The 17,970-nt window shown below is 32.8% G+C and carries 15 protein-coding genes and 1 riboswitch; of the genes, 4 read left to right on the top strand and 11 right to left on the bottom strand.

All coding sequences use genetic code 11. The annotated features are described in order from the left end of the window. Window positions 1–3: 3 nt before the first annotated feature. Both EV214_RS10790 and EV214_RS10785 read left to right on the top strand, forming a co-directional pair. A complete protein-coding gene (locus tag EV214_RS10790) occupies window positions 4–684 on the top strand; it encodes a vitamin B12 dependent-methionine synthase activation domain-containing protein (RefSeq protein WP_132245633.1) in 681 nt (226 codons plus the stop codon). Then, window positions 662–3,031, top strand: a complete 2,370-nt coding sequence (locus EV214_RS10785; RefSeq protein WP_330571299.1) for a homocysteine S-methyltransferase family protein — start codon at window positions 662–664, stop codon at window positions 3,029–3,031. The genes EV214_RS10790 and EV214_RS10785 overlap by 23 nt, the downstream gene beginning before the upstream one ends. 78 nt (window positions 3,032–3,109) lie before the next feature. Here EV214_RS10785 and panC read toward each other — a convergent pair whose 3' ends face one another. Then, window positions 3,110–3,958 carry a pantoate--beta-alanine ligase gene (panC, locus tag EV214_RS10780; RefSeq protein ID WP_132245629.1) on the bottom strand — a complete coding sequence of 283 codons (849 nt, stop codon included), beginning with the start codon at window positions 3,956–3,958 and terminating at the stop codon, window positions 3,110–3,112. Window positions 3,959–4,286: 328 nt separating this feature from the next. On the opposite strand from panC, the gene EV214_RS10775 reads away from it, so the two are divergent. Further along, window positions 4,287–4,496, top strand: coding sequence for an alpha/beta-type small acid-soluble spore protein (locus EV214_RS10775; RefSeq protein ID WP_132245627.1), 210 nt, complete (start codon window positions 4,287–4,289; stop codon window positions 4,494–4,496). A 126-nt stretch (window positions 4,497–4,622) separates the two neighbouring features. Here EV214_RS10775 and EV214_RS10770 read toward each other — a convergent pair whose 3' ends face one another. From EV214_RS10770 to EV214_RS10760, 3 genes are read right to left on the bottom strand one after another with little or no spacing between them, the layout of a single operon-like run. After that, a complete protein-coding gene (locus EV214_RS10770; protein WP_132245625.1) occupies window positions 4,623–5,051 on the bottom strand; it encodes a hypothetical protein in 429 nt (142 codons plus the stop codon). A 21-nt stretch (window positions 5,052–5,072) separates the two neighbouring features. Continuing rightward, the gene (locus EV214_RS10765) at window positions 5,073–5,408 is read right to left on the bottom strand and encodes a cupin domain-containing protein (protein WP_132245623.1); all 336 of its coding nucleotides are present in this window, start codon (window positions 5,406–5,408) and stop codon (window positions 5,073–5,075) included. Between the two features lie 18 nt (window positions 5,409–5,426). Then, complete coding sequence (locus tag EV214_RS10760) at window positions 5,427–7,097, bottom strand: formate--tetrahydrofolate ligase (protein ID WP_132245621.1); 1,671 nt, start codon at window positions 7,095–7,097, stop codon at window positions 5,427–5,429. A 335-nt stretch (window positions 7,098–7,432) separates the two neighbouring features. Here EV214_RS10760 and EV214_RS10755 point away from each other — a divergent pair, with 335 nt between their 5' ends. Further along, a complete protein-coding gene (locus EV214_RS10755) occupies window positions 7,433–8,167 on the top strand; it encodes a CAP domain-containing protein (RefSeq protein ID WP_132245619.1) in 735 nt (244 codons plus the stop codon). Between the two features lie 199 nt (window positions 8,168–8,366). Further along, a riboswitch (cobalamin riboswitch) is annotated at window positions 8,367–8,544 on the bottom strand. A gap of 238 nt (window positions 8,545–8,782) precedes the next feature. Here EV214_RS10755 and EV214_RS10750 read toward each other — a convergent pair. The 7 genes from EV214_RS10750 to EV214_RS10720 form a co-directional block, all read right to left on the bottom strand. Further along, complete coding sequence (locus tag EV214_RS10750; protein WP_132245617.1) at window positions 8,783–10,192, bottom strand: sodium-dependent transporter; 1,410 nt, start codon at window positions 10,190–10,192, stop codon at window positions 8,783–8,785. Between the two features lie 192 nt (window positions 10,193–10,384). Next, window positions 10,385–12,751, bottom strand: a complete 2,367-nt coding sequence (locus tag EV214_RS10745; RefSeq protein WP_132245615.1) for a DNA topoisomerase — start codon at window positions 12,749–12,751, stop codon at window positions 10,385–10,387. 511 nt (window positions 12,752–13,262) lie between these two features. Further along, window positions 13,263–13,991, bottom strand: coding sequence for a hypothetical protein (locus tag EV214_RS10740; protein WP_132245613.1), 729 nt, complete (start codon window positions 13,989–13,991; stop codon window positions 13,263–13,265). Between the two features lie 424 nt (window positions 13,992–14,415). Next, a complete protein-coding gene (locus EV214_RS10735) occupies window positions 14,416–14,775 on the bottom strand; it encodes a tRNA-binding protein (protein WP_330571298.1) in 360 nt (119 codons plus the stop codon). A 46-nt stretch (window positions 14,776–14,821) separates the two neighbouring features. Further along, window positions 14,822–15,364: a GNAT family N-acetyltransferase gene (locus EV214_RS10730; RefSeq protein ID WP_132245611.1), complete on the bottom strand. Its 543-nt coding sequence runs from the start codon at window positions 15,362–15,364 to the stop codon at window positions 14,822–14,824. 361 nt (window positions 15,365–15,725) lie between these two features. Further along, entirely contained in the window at window positions 15,726–15,971 is a 246-nt protein-coding gene (locus EV214_RS10725) for a GIY-YIG nuclease family protein (RefSeq protein ID WP_132245609.1), read from the bottom strand. A 103-nt stretch (window positions 15,972–16,074) separates the two neighbouring features. Then, window positions 16,075–17,769 carry a glycosyl hydrolase family 18 protein gene (locus EV214_RS10720; protein ID WP_132245607.1) on the bottom strand — a complete coding sequence of 565 codons (1,695 nt, stop codon included), beginning with the start codon at window positions 17,767–17,769 and terminating at the stop codon, window positions 16,075–16,077. Window positions 17,770–17,970 lie beyond the last annotated feature (201 nt).

Genomic DNA, 17,970 nt, shown 5'->3' with positions numbered 1-17,970 from the left:
ATTATGGATATTCATAAAAAAGAAGTACTGCGTTATTTAGGGTATCATAGCGAAAAAATTGACTATTTAACAAATCAACTCATTGATGCATCCATAGAAGAAGTAAAAAAAACTACAAATGTAAATTATGTGTATAATATATTTGATATTGAAAAATCAAATCATAAAGTCTTTCTTAAAGGAACTTCTTTAGTTTTTGAAGGAAATGACATAACTAATCATCTTCTATATGCTAAAAAATGTGCAATTATGGCTGTAACCCTTGGTAATTTTATTGATCAGAAAATAAGATATTATAGTAAAATTGATTTGACAAAAAGTCTTATTTTCGATGCAGTTGCTACTACATTCGTAGAATCTTTCTGCAATAAGGTAGAAGAAGAAATAATCGAATTTGCAGAAACACATGATTTTCATACAACTTACCGATATAGTCCAGGTTATGGAGATTTTCCACTCTCCATTCAACCAAAAATCATTCAAACTTTAGATACACAACGTAAAATAGGCTTAGCCGTTACAGATAATTTCATTCTAACTCCTAGAAAATCTGTCACTGCAGTGATTGGTCTACAAAATAATCCTGCTACCTTAAAACAAAATGCATGTGAAAATTGCAATCAAAATGCTACTTGTACTTATAAGAAAGATGGTGATTCTTGTGGAATTCAAAAAAATAATTGATAATAAATTTATTTTCTTCGATGGTGCTATGGGCACCATGCTTCAACAAGCAGGTCTACCTATCGGTGATCTCCCTGAGAGTTATAATATCCTTCATCCTGAGATTGTTTATGATATCCATAAAAAATATATTGATGCAGGTGCAGATATTATTACTACAAATACCTTTGGTGCCAATACACTTAAGCTTAAAAATTCATCCTATGATGTAGAGCAAATCATCCGTAACGCGGTCTCTATTGCAAAGAAAGCTGCCTGTGAAAAACTTGTTGCCTTAGATATTGGACCAATCGGGCAACTCCTTGAGCCTATAGGTACTCTCAGCTTCGATGAATCTTATGAAGTTTTCAAAGAACAAGTGACGGTAGGAGCAGCATCTGGTGCAGACCTTATTCTAATTGAAACCCTATCCGATCTATATGAAGCAAAAGCAGCTATACTTGCTGCAAAGGAAAATTGTAATCTTCCTGTTTTTTGCACCCTGACCTTTCAGCAAAATGGCAGAACCTTAACTGGAACTGATCCCCTGACAATGGTCCATGTCCTTGAAGGATTAGGTGTAGATGCATTAGGAGTCAATTGTTCTTTAGGTCCTAAAGAAATTCGCCCTCTTGTAGATAAAATAACAAATTATGCTTCTGTACCTGTTATGATTCAACCAAATGCAGGATTACCTAGATCAAAGAACGGCGAAACTGTATTTGATTTAACACCAGAAGAATTTTCCCGGGAAATAAGAACTATGGCACAAAGTGGTGTTTCGATTATAGGAGGGTGTTGTGGAACAAATCCAGATTTTATAAAAGCCACAAAAGCAGCTTTTAAAAGTTTATCTCCTGTGAAAATCACTCCTCAAAAATTGACAACAGCATGTTCTTCCACAAAAACAATTATCATTGGCCAAGAACCCAAAATAATTGGTGAAAGAATCAATCCTACTGGCAAGAAAAAATTAAAGGCTGCCTTAAAAGAAAATGATTTAGACTATGTATTATCAGAAGCAATCCGCCAAAAAGAAGCCGGTGCACATATTCTTGATGTAAATATAGGCCTTCCTGAACTCAATGAAAAAGAAATTATGATAAAGGTTATCAAAGAAATCCAAGGAATTATTGATATTCCGCTACAAATCGACAGCCCCAATGGGGATGTTATTGAAGCAGGTGTAAGAATTTATAATGGAAAACCAATGATCAATTCTGTAAATGGTAAAATTGAAAGTATGAAAACCATTTTACCTATTGCTAAAAAATATGGTGCTTGTGTGATTGGTCTTACATTAGATGAAAAAGGTATTCCAAATACAGCGGAAGAACGCGTTAAGATTGCAGGAAAAATTATAGATACAGCTGTATCTTATGGCATCCCAAAGGAAAATATTCTAATAGACTGTTTGGTATTAACTGCATCTGCCCAACAAAAAGAAGTCATGGAAACATTGAAAGCGATTCAGTTGGTAAAGGAAAAGTATGGTGTAAAAACAGTCCTTGGCGTAAGCAATGTATCCTTTGGTCTTCCTCAAAGAAAGTTACTTAATAGAACTTTTCTTGCAATGGCCTTAGCCTTTGGACTAGATGCACCCATTACAGATCCCCTACTTGAGAGTAATATGGAAGCCTTTCATACTTTCAACGTACTTTCTAATCATGATGAAGGTTCAGAAAAATATATCGCAACTTATAAAAATGATAACCAAAAAGAAATTTCTCCAAATATAGAAATCCATAAAAATTTAAAACAAATCATTATTGATGGTATAAAATCAGATGCTTCAAAAAAGACAAAAGAGCTTTTAACAGCTATGGATCCATTAGAAATTGTCAACACGTATTTAATTCCAGCCCTTGATTTTGTAGGTGATCAATATGAAAAGGAAGAACTCTTTTTACCACAACTTATTCGTTCAGCAGAAACAGTAAAAGCTTCTTTTGAAGTCATTCAATCTTATTTACTTAAAAATGGAAAGGGTAGTCTATCCAATGGAAAAATCATTCTTGCTACTGTACAAGGAGACATTCATGACATTGGGAAAAATATTGTCAAAGTACTTCTAGAAAATTATGGATTTTATGTGGTTGATCTTGGAAAAGATGTACCGATACAGACCGTTGTAGAAAAAGCAAAGGAGCATAATATAAAACTTATAGGATTAAGTGCACTTATGACTACTACCGTAAAAAATATGGAAGAAACCATTAAAGCCCTTCGAGAAAATCATATAGATTGTAAAATTTTTGTGGGTGGTGCTGTATTGACTAAATCGTATGCAGATATGATTGGTGCTGATTTTTATGCAAAAGATGCAAGGGAATCCGTAGCTATTGCACAAAAAATACTTACTAAATAAAATTTAAATAAAAAAATCCCCCTAGATTTGTACTATTTTAAATCTACAAATCTAAGGGGTATATATTGTTATGATGTCCTATAAAACTTTTATGCGTATATTATCAATCAATCGCGTCTTTCCTATTTTTACAGCTATCGCAATGAGTACCTCGTCTTGTAGTTCATGCAGTTGCGCTAAATTATTCGCATTTACAACTTCTATATAATCAATATTCGCTAAAGGCTCTTTCGTAATATTTTCTCTGATCAAGTTTTTTATTTTCATAGCATCTCGCTCTCCATTTTTAATCAGATCCTCTGCTAAAAAAAGAGACTTCGATAAAATCAAACCAGCTTTTCTTTCTTCTTCATTAAGATATGTGTTCCTTGAACTTAAAGCAAGTCCATCTGTTTCTCTTACAATAGGACATGGAATAACTTCCAAATCCATATGTAAATCCCTCACCATCTGCTGTATGACAGTTACTTGTTGGGCATCTTTCTGCCCAAAATATGCCCTATCAGGGTTTACAATATGGAATAATTTACAAACCACAGTGGTAACCCCTTTAAAATGTCCTGGTCGTGAAGATCCACACAACTTCTGTGTTATTTTTTTCACTTCTACATCTGTCTGATATGTCGCTGGATACATCTCTTCTACAGCTGGATGGAAAACCCTATCTGCACCTGCACTTTTTGCAAGTTCACTGTCCTTTTCTATTTCACGAGGATAGGTTTCATAATCTTCTCCAACACCAAACTGTGTAGGATTTACAAACACACTTACCACAACAAAATCATTTTCAGCTTTCGCTTTTCGAATCAATGATAAGTGTCCTTCATGAAGATATCCCATAGTCGGAACAAATCCGATAGTTTTTCCATCTTTCTTCTCTTTCTTGATAACTTCTCTTATTTCTTTAATATTTTCTACTATAAACATTTTATTCCCTCCCTAATTTAACCATGCGCCAATAGGTGGATATCGTCAGGATAATAAAAAATGCATTGCTGAGTATGCCACAGCAATGCATGGTATTTTTTAGTATACTCAACTGTCTCTGTCCCAAAGGCTCAAAGCAGATCTATATTTTTTTTACACATTTTATGAATAGGTATAGTTCTTACGATACTATCCAGTACTATTTTAGCATAAGGCTTTATTTCACACAATAAATAATCCAAATTCTTTATGGTGTTTTTTTCCTTATATATTATATTGTCTCTTTGTAGATAATAATATTAAGATGTAAAGAAAGAGGTGTATAAACATGTCAAAAAAACCTTTAGTAAAAGAAGCAAGACAAGCATTAAACCAATTTAAAGAAGAAATTGCACAAGAACTAGGCGTTTCTATGCCAAACACCAATTTATCCAGCGATATTACTTCAAGACAAGCAGGACAAATGGGTGGTAAACTTGGTGGCGCAATGACAAAAAGATTAATAGAAAATGCCTCAAAAGATATAACAAATGGGTAGTAAACTTGCTGGCATAATGACAAAGAAGTAAATAGAAAATACTTCAAGAAACATAGCTTATAACAATGATTCCCACCCTTCACACTTAGATTAAAAGGATGAACTTAAAGTTCATCCTTTTAAAAATCAATCTCCTATAACCGTAATCAGTCTATTTCCTACTTCTTTAAGCTTTTTCTGTCCTAGTCTATCAAAAGCTACCACCAATATGGTTTTTATAATCTCTTCATCTTCATCATATTCATAAGCATAATAATAACCAATTAAATCTTCAGGTAAATTTTCTTCAATTTCAACAGCATATTCATCCGCTTTATTCATTAATTCTGATATATATTCATCTTCATTTTCTTCTATATTTATACTTAATCCTAATTCTTCTAGGTCCTGTTTTAAAGGATCTACATCACACTGCAAAATAAAAGCAAACACATCTTCTCTCTTGGTTCTTGAAGAAATATCCTTTAGTACATCAAACCCTGTTGTTTGGTGGATTAATTTCATCAATTCATCAGCATCATATATCTTGTTATTCTCATTTACTATAACACTCATGGATTCACCTCAATTCTCCTCTTATTTTACCCCAAAAGTAGCAAGCAATATTACTTCTTCATCTGTGTTATTCTTTATGCCATGTAATACACCCTCAGGTGTAGCAATCATATTCCCCGCCTTTAAAGAAATTCTGTTCCCATTTACTAATACGGATGCAATCCCTTCTACTAAGTAAATAGCTTCCGTTACATCATGGGTATGTACAGCAATCTCTCCTTTCGACTCAATCTTAATATATTTATTGATCACATCCATATTGTGTTCTTTTGTGACTATATCCTTCATATATACACCTGGAAATGTAGGATGCTTTTCCCACTTTATTTCATTTACATTCAATACAAGTGTCTTCATACCTAACCCTCCATCGTTTTAGAATAATCCTACAATTTCTCCATCTTCTAGAATATCCATATTGTTCGCAGCAGGTACTTTTGGCAAACCTGGCATCGTCATAATATCCCCTGCTAATGCTAACAAAAACCCTGCTCCAGCTGAAATTCTAATATTTTTTATAGTAATATTAAATCCAGCGGGTTTCCCTAATAGCTTTGGATTATCTGAAAGCGAATATTGTGTTTTTGCAATACATATAGGCATTTTATCTAAATTTAACTTTTCATATTTTTGAATTTCTTTTTCAGCTGTAGATGTAAATTCCACGCCATCTGCACCATATATTTCTTTTGCAATCATTTTAATTTTTTCTTTAATAGAAAGACTTACATCATATAGGGGTTTAAAATTTGCTTCTCCGGATTCACATAATTCTACTACTTTATGCGCAAGTTCTATAGCACCTTCTCCGCCTTTTGCCCAAACATCTGATAGAATCACAGCAACCCCCAAATCTTTGCATTTTTGTTCAATAAGCTTAATTTCTCCATCTGTATCTGTAGGAAATTTGTTAATAGCTACAACTACTGGAACACCAAATTTTCTAACATTTTCAATTTGCTTTTCTAAATTTCCAAATCCTTTATCAAGTGCTTCAATATTTTCTTCATTTAACTTAGCTTTAGGAACGCCTCCATGATTCTTAAGCGCTCTAGCCGTTGCAACAATAACCGTAGCATCTGGCTTTAACTGAGCAAATCTACATTTAATATCAAAAAACTTTTCTGCTCCTAAATCTGCTCCAAATCCTGCCTCCGTAATCACATAATCTGCAAGCTTAAGCCCTATTTTTGTTGCCATGACGCTATTGCATCCATGAGCAATATTGGCAAAGGGCCCCCCATGTATAATTGCAGGTGTATTCTCTAAGGTTTGCACCAAGTTTGGCTTTATCGCATCCTTCAACAATAATGCCAAAGCACCCGTTGCTTCTAATTGTTCTGCTGTTACAGGTTCATTTTCATATGTAAATCCTACGATCATCCTAGACAATCTATTCTTTAAATCATTCATATCATTTGATAAACAAAGTATTGCCATAATCTCGGATGCTACAGAAATATCAAATCCATCTTCTCTTGGAACCCCATTAGCTCTACCACCAAGCCCTACAACAACATTTCTTAAAGCACGATCATTCATATCTAAACATCTTTTCCATGTAATTCTTCTAGGATCAACATTTAATTGATTCCCCTGCTGAAGATGATTATCTAAGAGCGCTGCCAGTAAATTATTTGCTGTTGTAATCGCATGGATATCTCCTGTAAAATGAAGATTAATATCATCCATAGGCACCACTTGTGCATATCCACCACCAGCTGCCCCTCCTTTTACACCAAATGATGGTCCTAATGAAGGTTCTCTGAGCGCTGTAATGGTTTTTTTCCCGATCTTATTTAACCCCATACTCAATCCAACATTCGTTGTGGTCTTTCCTTCTCCAGCTGCTGTGGGATTGATTGCTGTTACTAAAACAAGCTTTCCATCTGGTTTATCCTTTAATTTATCATATACATCTAAAGCGATTTTTCCTTTGTATTTACCATATAACTCTAAATCATCTTCCTCTAATCCCAATTGTTTTCCTATTTCTAGAATCGGCATCATTTTCGCATCTTGCGCGATTTGTATATCCGTTTTCATATAAGCACCTCCACAATGCATATTTTTATCAAATTGTACCATATAATTCGCTTTATTACAATTATTGCTTCAAGTACACTATGTGATGTTCACATGTGTGCATGTTCAAAGAAAACATTTGAAAATAAGAAAAAGGCAACTATCCAGTTGCCTTTTTCTTATGATGCGTTGTGGGTGGGAATAAGAATTTGTTTCTATATAAAATTCTTCCCATTATTTATTCTTTTATACATTTTTTATTTTTTTTATTTTTCCAGTATTTACTTTACTTTCTCATCTTTTATCATAAATGATTTTGATTATATAGGCAATAATATTACTGAGGTGATGAATAGATGAAAAAATTATTATCTATATTAATTTTAGCAGTGTTTTTATGTTCCGCTTGTACCACGCCACAACAAAAGCCAAAAATAGGCCCTAAGGCGTCATCCATTTTTGAAAAAGGTAAAGTAGAACAAATTAAAATCACAAAAGACAATGCAACATGTCGTGCAGGTCAAAATCAAAACGATGCTGTAATCAAGCAGTTGCCGAAAAATGATGTGTATGACGTGGTAGGTCAACTTGGAGATCAATACGTAGTACAAACAAAAGATGGCAAAGTAGGCTGCGTAAATCCTTCTGATAGCCAGCCATACATTGAAAAACCCAAATTAGACACTCAAGAAGAAAATGTTGCAAAGCTTACCCCAAATGAAGAAGATATGCTTCGTCTCCTTAATGGCGAACGGTCAAAAAATGGACTAAATCCGTTAAAAGTTGATATGGCAATCACAAAGGTAGCAAGACTAAAAGCACAAGATATGATTGACAATAACTACTTTAGTCATAATTCTCCTACTTACGGCAGTCCTTTTGACATGATGAAAAAGTTTGATATCAAATACATTTATGCAGGTGAGAATATTGCAGGAAATCCATCTGTACAAGACGCTCATACAGCGCTCATGAATTCAGAAGGACATAGAAAAAATATCTTAAATCCTAATTTTACACATATTGGTATCGGTATAAAAAACGGGGGTCAATATAGCAAAATGTATACACAAATGTTTGTAGGCCGGTAAAAAAAAAGTAAAAAAAAGAATCTCTCTTTACCGAGAGATTCAAGAATTGAGGAAAAATTTTCGAAAAATCTAACTAGACCTTTGCTAAAATTAACAGATAGATTTTCTTGAAAACACATATAATAAAACCCTGTCCGAAGACAGGGTTTATTAGCTTAATATAAAACTAATTTATGCCTGATCTTCCCACCGAAGATAGTAATCACTCAAACAATAGGCAGGTCTCCTGACTTATGAATCACTCTACTTCCTCTACCTTCCCGTTTTCACAGTGGCATTATGAGGTTTCGTCATCATTTACAGTAGCGGGGGCTGTGACGGATTTTTACCGTACTTCCCTATTAAACCAAAATGGTACCTAACGCTTTTTAATTATAGTAAAATATTAACATCTTTATATCGAAATGTCAACATAAATTTCAATACAACTACAAAACAGCTACTTGGATTATCTATGCTATTTCGTAGGAAACTTTCAACCGTTAGATTGTACCATTGCTTGGACCCAAGATAAAAACAGCTTAAGACATGATTGCCTTAAGATGTTTTTATATTTAATATTATGGTTTACGCTTCACCAACAAACTTTGACAAAAGCCTATTTTCTAACCAATACTAAAGCTTTTTAGATATCGCTGCAAAGATTGCAATTATAGCTATTCCTACTACCATAACTGGGCCAGAACCACTTTCAAATCCTTGACGAATTCCATTCACAGCCACAATCAAAATTGTAATTGGAATAATAAATTTAACCAATGCATACCATAACCCAAACAAATTGAACTTTACTGTGCCATTGCTTGTAATTTCATCATATAAATCTTCTTTCTTTAATCTCCAACCTGCAAAAATACATAATAACATTCCGCCGATTGCCAAGAAGATCTTATCTGTTAATAAATCAAATACATCAAATGCACCTGTTCCAAATAATTTTGGCCCTATACCTCCTAGTGATAAAGAAGCTAACACACAAAGTAACGCCATAATTGATGCTGAAGAAAATACAGCTTTCTTCCTAGTAAACTTCTTTTCATCTATTAAAAATGCAACAACCACTTCTAATAATGAAACGGATGACGTTAAAGCAGCTACTGTAAGTGCTATAAAGAACATAACTGCAAACATTGGTCCCATAGCTCCCATCTCTGCGAACAATGTAGGTACAACGACGAAAACTAATCCAGGTCCTGCAGCTGGCTCCATACCAAATGCAAACATTGCTGGGAACATTGCAATACCAGCTAATAATGCAACCGCTGTATCCATTGCAGTAACGATCGCTGCATTTTGCACTAGATTTTCTTTCTTAGATAGGTATGAACCATAAGTAATCATACATCCCATACCTAATGATAATGAGAAAAACGCTTGCCCTAAAGCTGCGAGCACGACACTACCATTGATTTTACTAAAATCAGGTTTAAATAAGAATTCCATACCCTCCATTGCACCAGGTAGTGTTAAACCCTTGATTGCAATAACAATTAAAATACAAAATAGTAATGGCATTAATATTTTTCCGGCTTTTTCAATTCCGGAAGATACACCTTTTGCAACAATTACAATGTTTAAAATAAGGTATAATACCATCCAAATAAGGGGTATAGTAGGATTTGTAATAAACGTACCAAAAGCATCCCCAATAGTAGCAGGATTATTTAACAATCCCCCCATTACTTTAAATACATATGCGAGCGCCCATCCTCCAACTACAGGATAAAATCCCATAATTAAAAAACCACTTAAAACACCCAAAACTCCTGCAAATGTCCAACGCCTATCCACTGATTTAAACGCACCAACAGCAGCTAATTGTTTTCTTCTACCTACTGTAAATTCTGTAAGCATAACACTAAAACCAATAAGTGCAACAAAAATTAAATAAACTAAAACAAATGCCCCGCCCCCGTTGTCACCTGCAGTAAACGGGAATTTCCATATATTTCCTAGTCCTACTGCAGAACCAGCTGCAGCCATTATAAAGCCAATCTTCGATCCCCAATTTTCTCTTTTTTCCATATTTTTTTCTCCCCTCCTTAATATTATTGCCACATCCTGTCTTTGAAAGCACAATTAATGACCTATGCTATTATAGTATATAACAATTTAAGTCATGTTACAATTTTCAGATTTTTCAATATAATGCTGTGAAATCGTTTTCTCTGTTCTATCCTTGAAATTGCTTTTTAAATCTGAAGATCTCTCTATTTATTAATCAATCGTTCGTTCGTCTTTTGATTCCTTTTCTTCGATACGCTTAACATTCTTCAATTCTAAGGCACCACTTTTATCATTTCTAAATTCAAGGGATGCACTGCATTTCTCGTGTGTCTGTGGTAAAATAATCTGCATATCTTTTATGCTCCCTTTTTCAAGAAGCTCCTCAATCAGTTTTGCTGTAACTTTCTGTCCATACATATCTAAGCTATTTTTCCAAACAGTAAATTTACATCCATTCTTCCAATTACTACAATAAAAAGCTTTCCTATTTTCCAAAATTTTTCCATAATTGCAAGTAATGCACACTCCTAATGCATGATTCCCTTTTCTTTTTCCTTCTTCTTGGTTTCTCTCTATATTCCCATTACTACTTGGAATAGGCGCAAAAGTATTGCTTAAATTAGAATGATTGTTTAGTTTCAATACTTTTTGTGTATTTTTTCTTATGTATGCTTCTAATTTTTCCATATATTCATCTGTTTTGATTTCTCCATTAGCAATCATCATTAAACCTTTTTCCCAACTAGCCGTAAGTGCTGGATTAAGTAAGGACGCAACGGACTTATTTACTACATCATAAATCATCTCTCCCATTGGCGCAGGTGTTAATATTTGTGTTTTTTTATTTAATTTGATATACCCAATTTTTTGTAGTTTTTTTAATATTTCAGCCCTTGTAGCGCTGGTTCCAATACCACTACCTTTAATTTGTTCTCTTAGTTCTTCATCTTCAATCAATTTCCCAGCATTCTCCATTGCTAAAATCATAGCCCCTGAATTATACCTTTTCGGTGGTGTTGTTTCACTTTCTTTGATAATCAAATGATGAATTTTTAATTTTTGACCTTTTTTTAGTTTCTTTAGTATTTCTGCATCCGTCTCTTTTGTATCTTGATTCTTTTGTCCATCATTCAGTACACGCAAGTACCCTTCTTGGACACATACTTTTGAAGAAGTAAAAAAAGGTTCTGATTCAATTTTTGTGATAATCGATAACTTACTAAAAATAGCTGGCGGATAAAAAATTGCCAGAAACCGTCTTACAATTAGTACAAATATTTTTTTGCCATCATCGGATAATTTATTAAAACTCCCAAGCCCTTGGCCTGTAGGAATAATGGCATAGTGATCTGTAATGGCTTTATCGTTTACATACTTTGTCTTTTCTAAGCCTTTAAACAATCCCTCATCTACAATTTTTTGAACAAAACCATCGATCGCTTGATCTTGTTGGTCCAAATTGCATATTTTACTCATATTTGAAAGTCCTTTTATATTTTTGTGGATTTCTTTTGTTACAGCTTTTGATAGTACTCTTGCATCGGTTCTAGGATATGTAAGCATTTTCTTTTCATACATGCCTTGCACAATCTCTAAAGTCTGATCTGGGCTTAATTTGAATTTTTTAGCACATTCATTTTGTAGCTCTGCTAGATTATATAATAGCGGTGGATTTTTATTTTCTTTCTTTCTGCTTACTTCTTCAATGGTTGCTATCATTTCAGGATTATCTTTTTTTAAGTCATCAATAAATTTTTGTGCCTTTTCTTTTTCTTTAAATCCAATATCTTTAAATAATAAATTCGATAAATAATAATTAGAACCCTCTACAGCTTTCCATTCCCCAGCATAATCTAGTGATTCTTCAAGCTGAAATGTTGAAATAATTTTATAATAAGGGGTTTTTACAAATTTATTAATTTCTTGTTCTCTCCCTACGATCATACCCAATACACAAGTCATCACACGCCCTACTGCAATCACTACATATTTTTTCCCTAATGCATTACTAATCATTCTTCCATAACTCAATGTTAATAATCTTGAAAAATTGATCCCTATCAAGTAATCTTCTTTTGCTCTTAAATAAGCGGAATCCGATAAACGGTCATATTCTGACAATAGCTTTGCATTTTTTACACCTTTTCGGATTTCTTCTTCCGTTTGTGAATCAATCCAAACTCTTTTTTTTATTTTATCTTTTACATCAACCATTTCATCTACTAATCTGTAGATATACTCCCCTTCTCGCCCCGAGTCTGTACATACATATATCGTAGATATATCTCCTCTTTTCATCTGTTTTTTTACAATATCAAATTGTTTTTTTACATTCTTTATGACTTCATATTTATATTTTTTTGGCAAAAACGGCAGATCGTTTAATATCCATTTTTTATATTTAGGATCATAGACTTCAGGATAGCTCATATTCACTAAATGTCCAACACACCATGTAACAACTGCCTTCTCTGATTCTATAAATCCATCCCGCTTACTACCGCCTTTAATATTTAACACTTTTGCAAACTCTATTGCAACACTTGGTTTCTCCGTTATAAATAATGCTTTACTCATCCTAACACTCCAATTCAAATACATTTACTTTTCGTAAAAATATCGAGCAAGTCACTTGCTCGATATTTTTAACAATATACATACTTTTCATACAAAAATATTCCTATCTCTATTATTATAATCAATATTTTACTCTATTGCAAAATTTTTGGCTGTAGGGGTAAATATTTTTCAAAATAAGGGACACGGATCTGTTTTCAAATTCTCACTGCCTTTACAACATCTTGTTTTTCGGTTTATTATTCTCAAGTGGCAATGAGACCTCTCAAGTTCCTGACATTACTTTTTATACATACCACATTCTTTGACCCCTACAGACCCCTCCAGAATCTTACCTTTACTGTCACCAGTAATACCAAGCTTTTCTTGGCGTCACTAACGTTTTTGGACTCGATGTCGTCGTTGGTTCTCCCTAAAGTTTTCATAATCATTTAATACTAGCATGTTAGCTACTAATGTATGCTCCTTCAAATAATTTAAAAAATAATTATTTTTTATTGCAAACGTTATATCATTGCAGCACCCATTGAATATCTGAAGAAAAACTAATATACTCAGTACTTTTCCCTGTTTTTAAGTCCATGATATATTGTTTTTTTTCATGAATTATGGTTCCTAAAAATGCACCTAAATTGCTGTAAACTAGATATTTACCATCAGGAGACAATCCAACGGGTCTATAGCCTGTAAACTTTTCAGAATACATACCTATAAACCTTTTGATGCATTTTTCTTGCCCATTTTTTTTCATATACAGAGACCCTTGTTTCTCATATATCTCTAAATTGGCATTCTTACAACGAATATAATCTGTATCAATTTCAACTACTCGATAATTATCTAGAACTTTTACTTCTTTTGATTCTCTAATATATATAGGCTTGGTTTCACCTTCTTTAATACCAAGAATACTCCATTTACCATTGTATACCGCTTCAAATTCAATTTTTCCTATTTCAGGAAAAAATCCAAAATCTCCTATATTATCATTGCTTTCACCAGATTTGAGCTTGCCATTTCCTTTATTATTATATATTAACTTTTCATTTTTCATATTTGCATCTGATTTGTATAAAGCCAAACTCTCATCAACCCTCTTTGTATAATATATTTCTCCACTCAAGTCATCTATAATTTTGGAGTTTATTAGAATACTAATTCTATTAATAATCAAAGGTATAAACAGTATAAGAATAATTATAACTGCTACAGATAATACCTTTTTACGAATAATTTTCATTGATTATCATTTCTCCTTTGGAAAACTGTACTATATAATTTTCGCCCTGTATAGACTACTTCGCGCATTCATGCGTCTGATTTCAGCTAACGGTCTCATCGTTCACGGTGTCCTACACGATTTTTGTAGGATAGTATGAATTGTTTGTTATCTGTAGTAGCATTTCATCTTATCTCCTGTTATCAATTATTTTTGGATAGGTAATCCCAATGCAGAATTTACTTACAAATAATCTTATACTATAAAGAGGCTTAACTTTCTAAAGCCATTTTTACCCTATCCAGGTATTGCTCCTACGTAAAGCACACACCACAATATAAGAATATTACGAACTATATTGCTTATTTAATTCTTTAGCTGTGTTTTAATTATGCGTATAATTAAAAGTAGGGTAGTTTTTCATCTTTTAACTTACAACAACGTATTATCCTAATCGGTCTCCGTTTCTTACTGGTTGTTCTGGTTGAATTAATACAACGCCTTGTTCAGCATATATTCCCAATATCAATACTTCTGACATAAAATCAGCAATTTGCCTTGGAGGAAAATTTACTACCCCTAAAACTTGTTTGCCAATCAGTTCTTCTATTCTATAACATTCAGTAATTTGAGCACTAGATTTCTTTATACCAAGTTCATCTCCAAAATCAATCCATAATTTATATGCAGGCTTTTTTGCCTTTTTAAAAACTTCAACTTGGACTATTTCTCCAACCCTAATATCTAACTTCAAAAAATCATCAAATGTAACCATACTCAATCTCCTTTCTTCTTCTATACACATCTATTACAAATGCCCCCCATTAATTACAAATCATCAATATTTAATATTAATAATTGCCTATATACTCTTCTGCATTACATTTTTTATCTACAAGATACGCTTCTCTAAGAATTGAAAAAATCATTTGATCAAGATATCCTCTTTCATCTTTATAGGATTGACGCAATATACCATCTAGATGCATACCAATACCCTTATATAGGTTAATCCCAATTTCATTATTAGGATATACATCTAGCCAAAATCTGTTTGTGTTTAACTGCTCAAAGCTATATTTTATTATTCCTAAAATGGATTCCTTGCCATAACCACAACCTTTTTTTGAAATTGCAATTCGACGTAATTCAAAAACATCAAATTTAAAATTAATCTTAGCTAATGCATAGCCAACAATTTTATTGTCATCTTTTTCTCTAAATGTAAGTAACAATGCCATATCATCATTAATTTCATCTAAGTGTTCTTGATATGTACCTTGCCAAATAAACCTTTTATTATCATCATGATTCTCAATCTCAATGATCGTATGAATGTCTTGCTCTTTCGCTAAACAAATATTTAACCTTTCTGTAACAATTAACACTTTCATAACTTCCCCCCTATATTCTTTCTACTTTTCTTAAAATGGTATCCACTTAAAGCGATGCTTACTTGAGAGAGAATATAAACAAACCCATATAGAAAAATATATGGAAATAGCCTCAAATCTAATATTGTAAAGTGTCAAAACAAAACAATCCAAATATAGGAGGTCATTTTGATGACTAGTTTACACTCTAAAGCATAAAGGAGTATATTGGAAAATAATCATAGGAAAATAGACTGATACTATGCTACTACAAAATACAAACACAAAAATAAAAAAGCTTTAGATTATAATTCTATATTTAGGAATATGCTTATTAAAATCTAAAGCTATGAATATTTCGGGAACAACATCCAACCTTCATCTAGTCAGATGTTTCAAATGCTTCTACTAATTTCTCTTTTTGTGCTTTGTTTAGTTTTTTAAATGCACACTCCCTTTTCATCGCTTCACTTTTACTTTCAAATTCTTCATAATACACTAATTTAACGGGTAATCTAGTCCTCGTATATTTGCTAGCGGCTCCTCCGTTGTGTGCGTCTACTCGCTTCCTTGGACTATCGCCTTTTGTATATCCACTATACAAAGAATTATCATTACACCTAACCATATAGGCAAAGTACACGCGATCACCTTACTTTTCTTTATTTTTATAGGATGCATAATACAAAAGGAGCTTCCTTAGTTTTATTATGAGAGAAAACTCCTTTTTATTAATTATTAAACCCTAATTCTGTATACGTCTTTCCATTTTTTATAATTTTTTGTAGAACTGCCCAAACCTGTACATCTTCATATCCTCTTCTCCATGCAGCTGTACCAGCAAGATTATGTTTTTCTACTAAATCTACCTTGAGGGCAATAGAACGCGGATCTTCTAACCATATTTTGTATACTGCATCGTCTTCATTGTACTGGGCATAATATTGTCCTACTTCTTCATTCCAAATAACAGGTGCATTTTTCTCATCAATGATTTTTTTTGCCCATGTCATTGAAATCGCCTTTGATTCCACCTTTACTTTTCCAGATGCATCCTTAGATTCTTTCCAACGTCTTGTATAAAAAGGTAATCCTAATAAGATCTTTTCTTCCGGAATCGATTTTAAAGTATTTAAAATGCCTTTTTCAACCCATCCGACGGATGCTACAGAGCCACTCACAGGACTAGATGCCCAATGTTCATCATACGTCATCACAGCCATATAATCTACAAGTTTGCCGAGCGCCCTTCGATCATAAACCTTGGACCACTGTTTACTACTAGATGGTACAGTAATGTCCATAGAAAGTACTAAATTTTGTTTTTTCGTATAATATTTTATTTCTTCAACAAACTTTACCAAAGCTTTTTGATCTTCATAATATACATTTTCAAAGTCAATATTGATTCCATCTAAATCGTATAAACTCGCATAAATAACTAATTGTCCTATTACTTTTTTTCTTAATTTTTCATCCTTTAATATACTTGCAGTAATCGCAGGATCGAAACTATTATTTACAAGCCCCCATACCTTATACCCCTTTTCATGTGCTTCCTCAACATAGTTTCTATCTCCATTATTCATCACAGTTCCTTTATCATTTGCAATACTAAACCATGTTGGCACAATCACATCTAAAGATTCTATTTTTATCTCCTTTGATAAATCGGGTGATTTTTTATTCACATATTCCCATACAATATTAATCTTCTGGTTTTTACTATTAAACAGCTCTCTTTTTTCATTTAGCTGTTTGTCTATTTTTCTTTCTTCCTCAATAACACGCACATATTTTTTTTCAATAGTTCCAATGATTCCTTCATCACTTCTTACGATATAATCATTTTCTTCTTCTCCATATACACGTACTTGATCTCCTTTTTTAAGCTTTGGATTGATTAAAGAGAAAGATTTTGATTTTATTTTTGCTTTCTTTTCTGTGATCTCGCCAACCATAATTTTAGAAGAAAAATGATCTATGATTACAGCTTTCGTATCATCCACATAACAAATATCTATCTCAAATAATTTATTTAATAAGCTTACAGGTACATAAGCCTGTCCATCTTTTACTTTTGTCGGTACATTGATAGCAATTTTATTATCTTTTATGAAATCTGTCAATGTAGGATCTTCTAATAGGATGTCTTGATTCTCTAAGTTGATAAAAATATTTTCACTTTTTTTATCTAACGTCATGTTTTGATATAAATGGTCTACTACAACATTATAAGGAAGATATATTCCCGTATCATCCACATAAGGTTCTTCATAACCAGCTATTTCCTGATCCTCAATGATCAATCTTGTGTCCATGTTTAAATCAACCTTTTCTTTCTTCCACTCTAGTATACTGATCATTGCACCTACTGTCATAAAAGTTATAACAAGTAATACAACTATCTTTTTTGAAATGCGCATTCTTATTTCCCCCTTTCATTCATAGAGCTCTCACGGAAACTCTTTATCCCCTGTGATTACTCTCTTTTATTAATCAAAATTTTTATTAATTCCCCCATTTTTTTTGCATAAAATACTTGACACACGTATAAAAATTTGCGGTCATGCTCCTGAAAATACATTTTTTAGGAGGAATATTTTATGCTTAAAACTTGGACTTCT

Origin of the sequence: Marinisporobacter balticus (assembly GCF_004345705.1) — a bacterium.
Lineage (GTDB): Bacteria > Bacillota > Clostridia > Peptostreptococcales > Thermotaleaceae > Marinisporobacter > Marinisporobacter balticus.
This window is presented reverse-complemented; position numbering and strand designations above follow the sequence as displayed.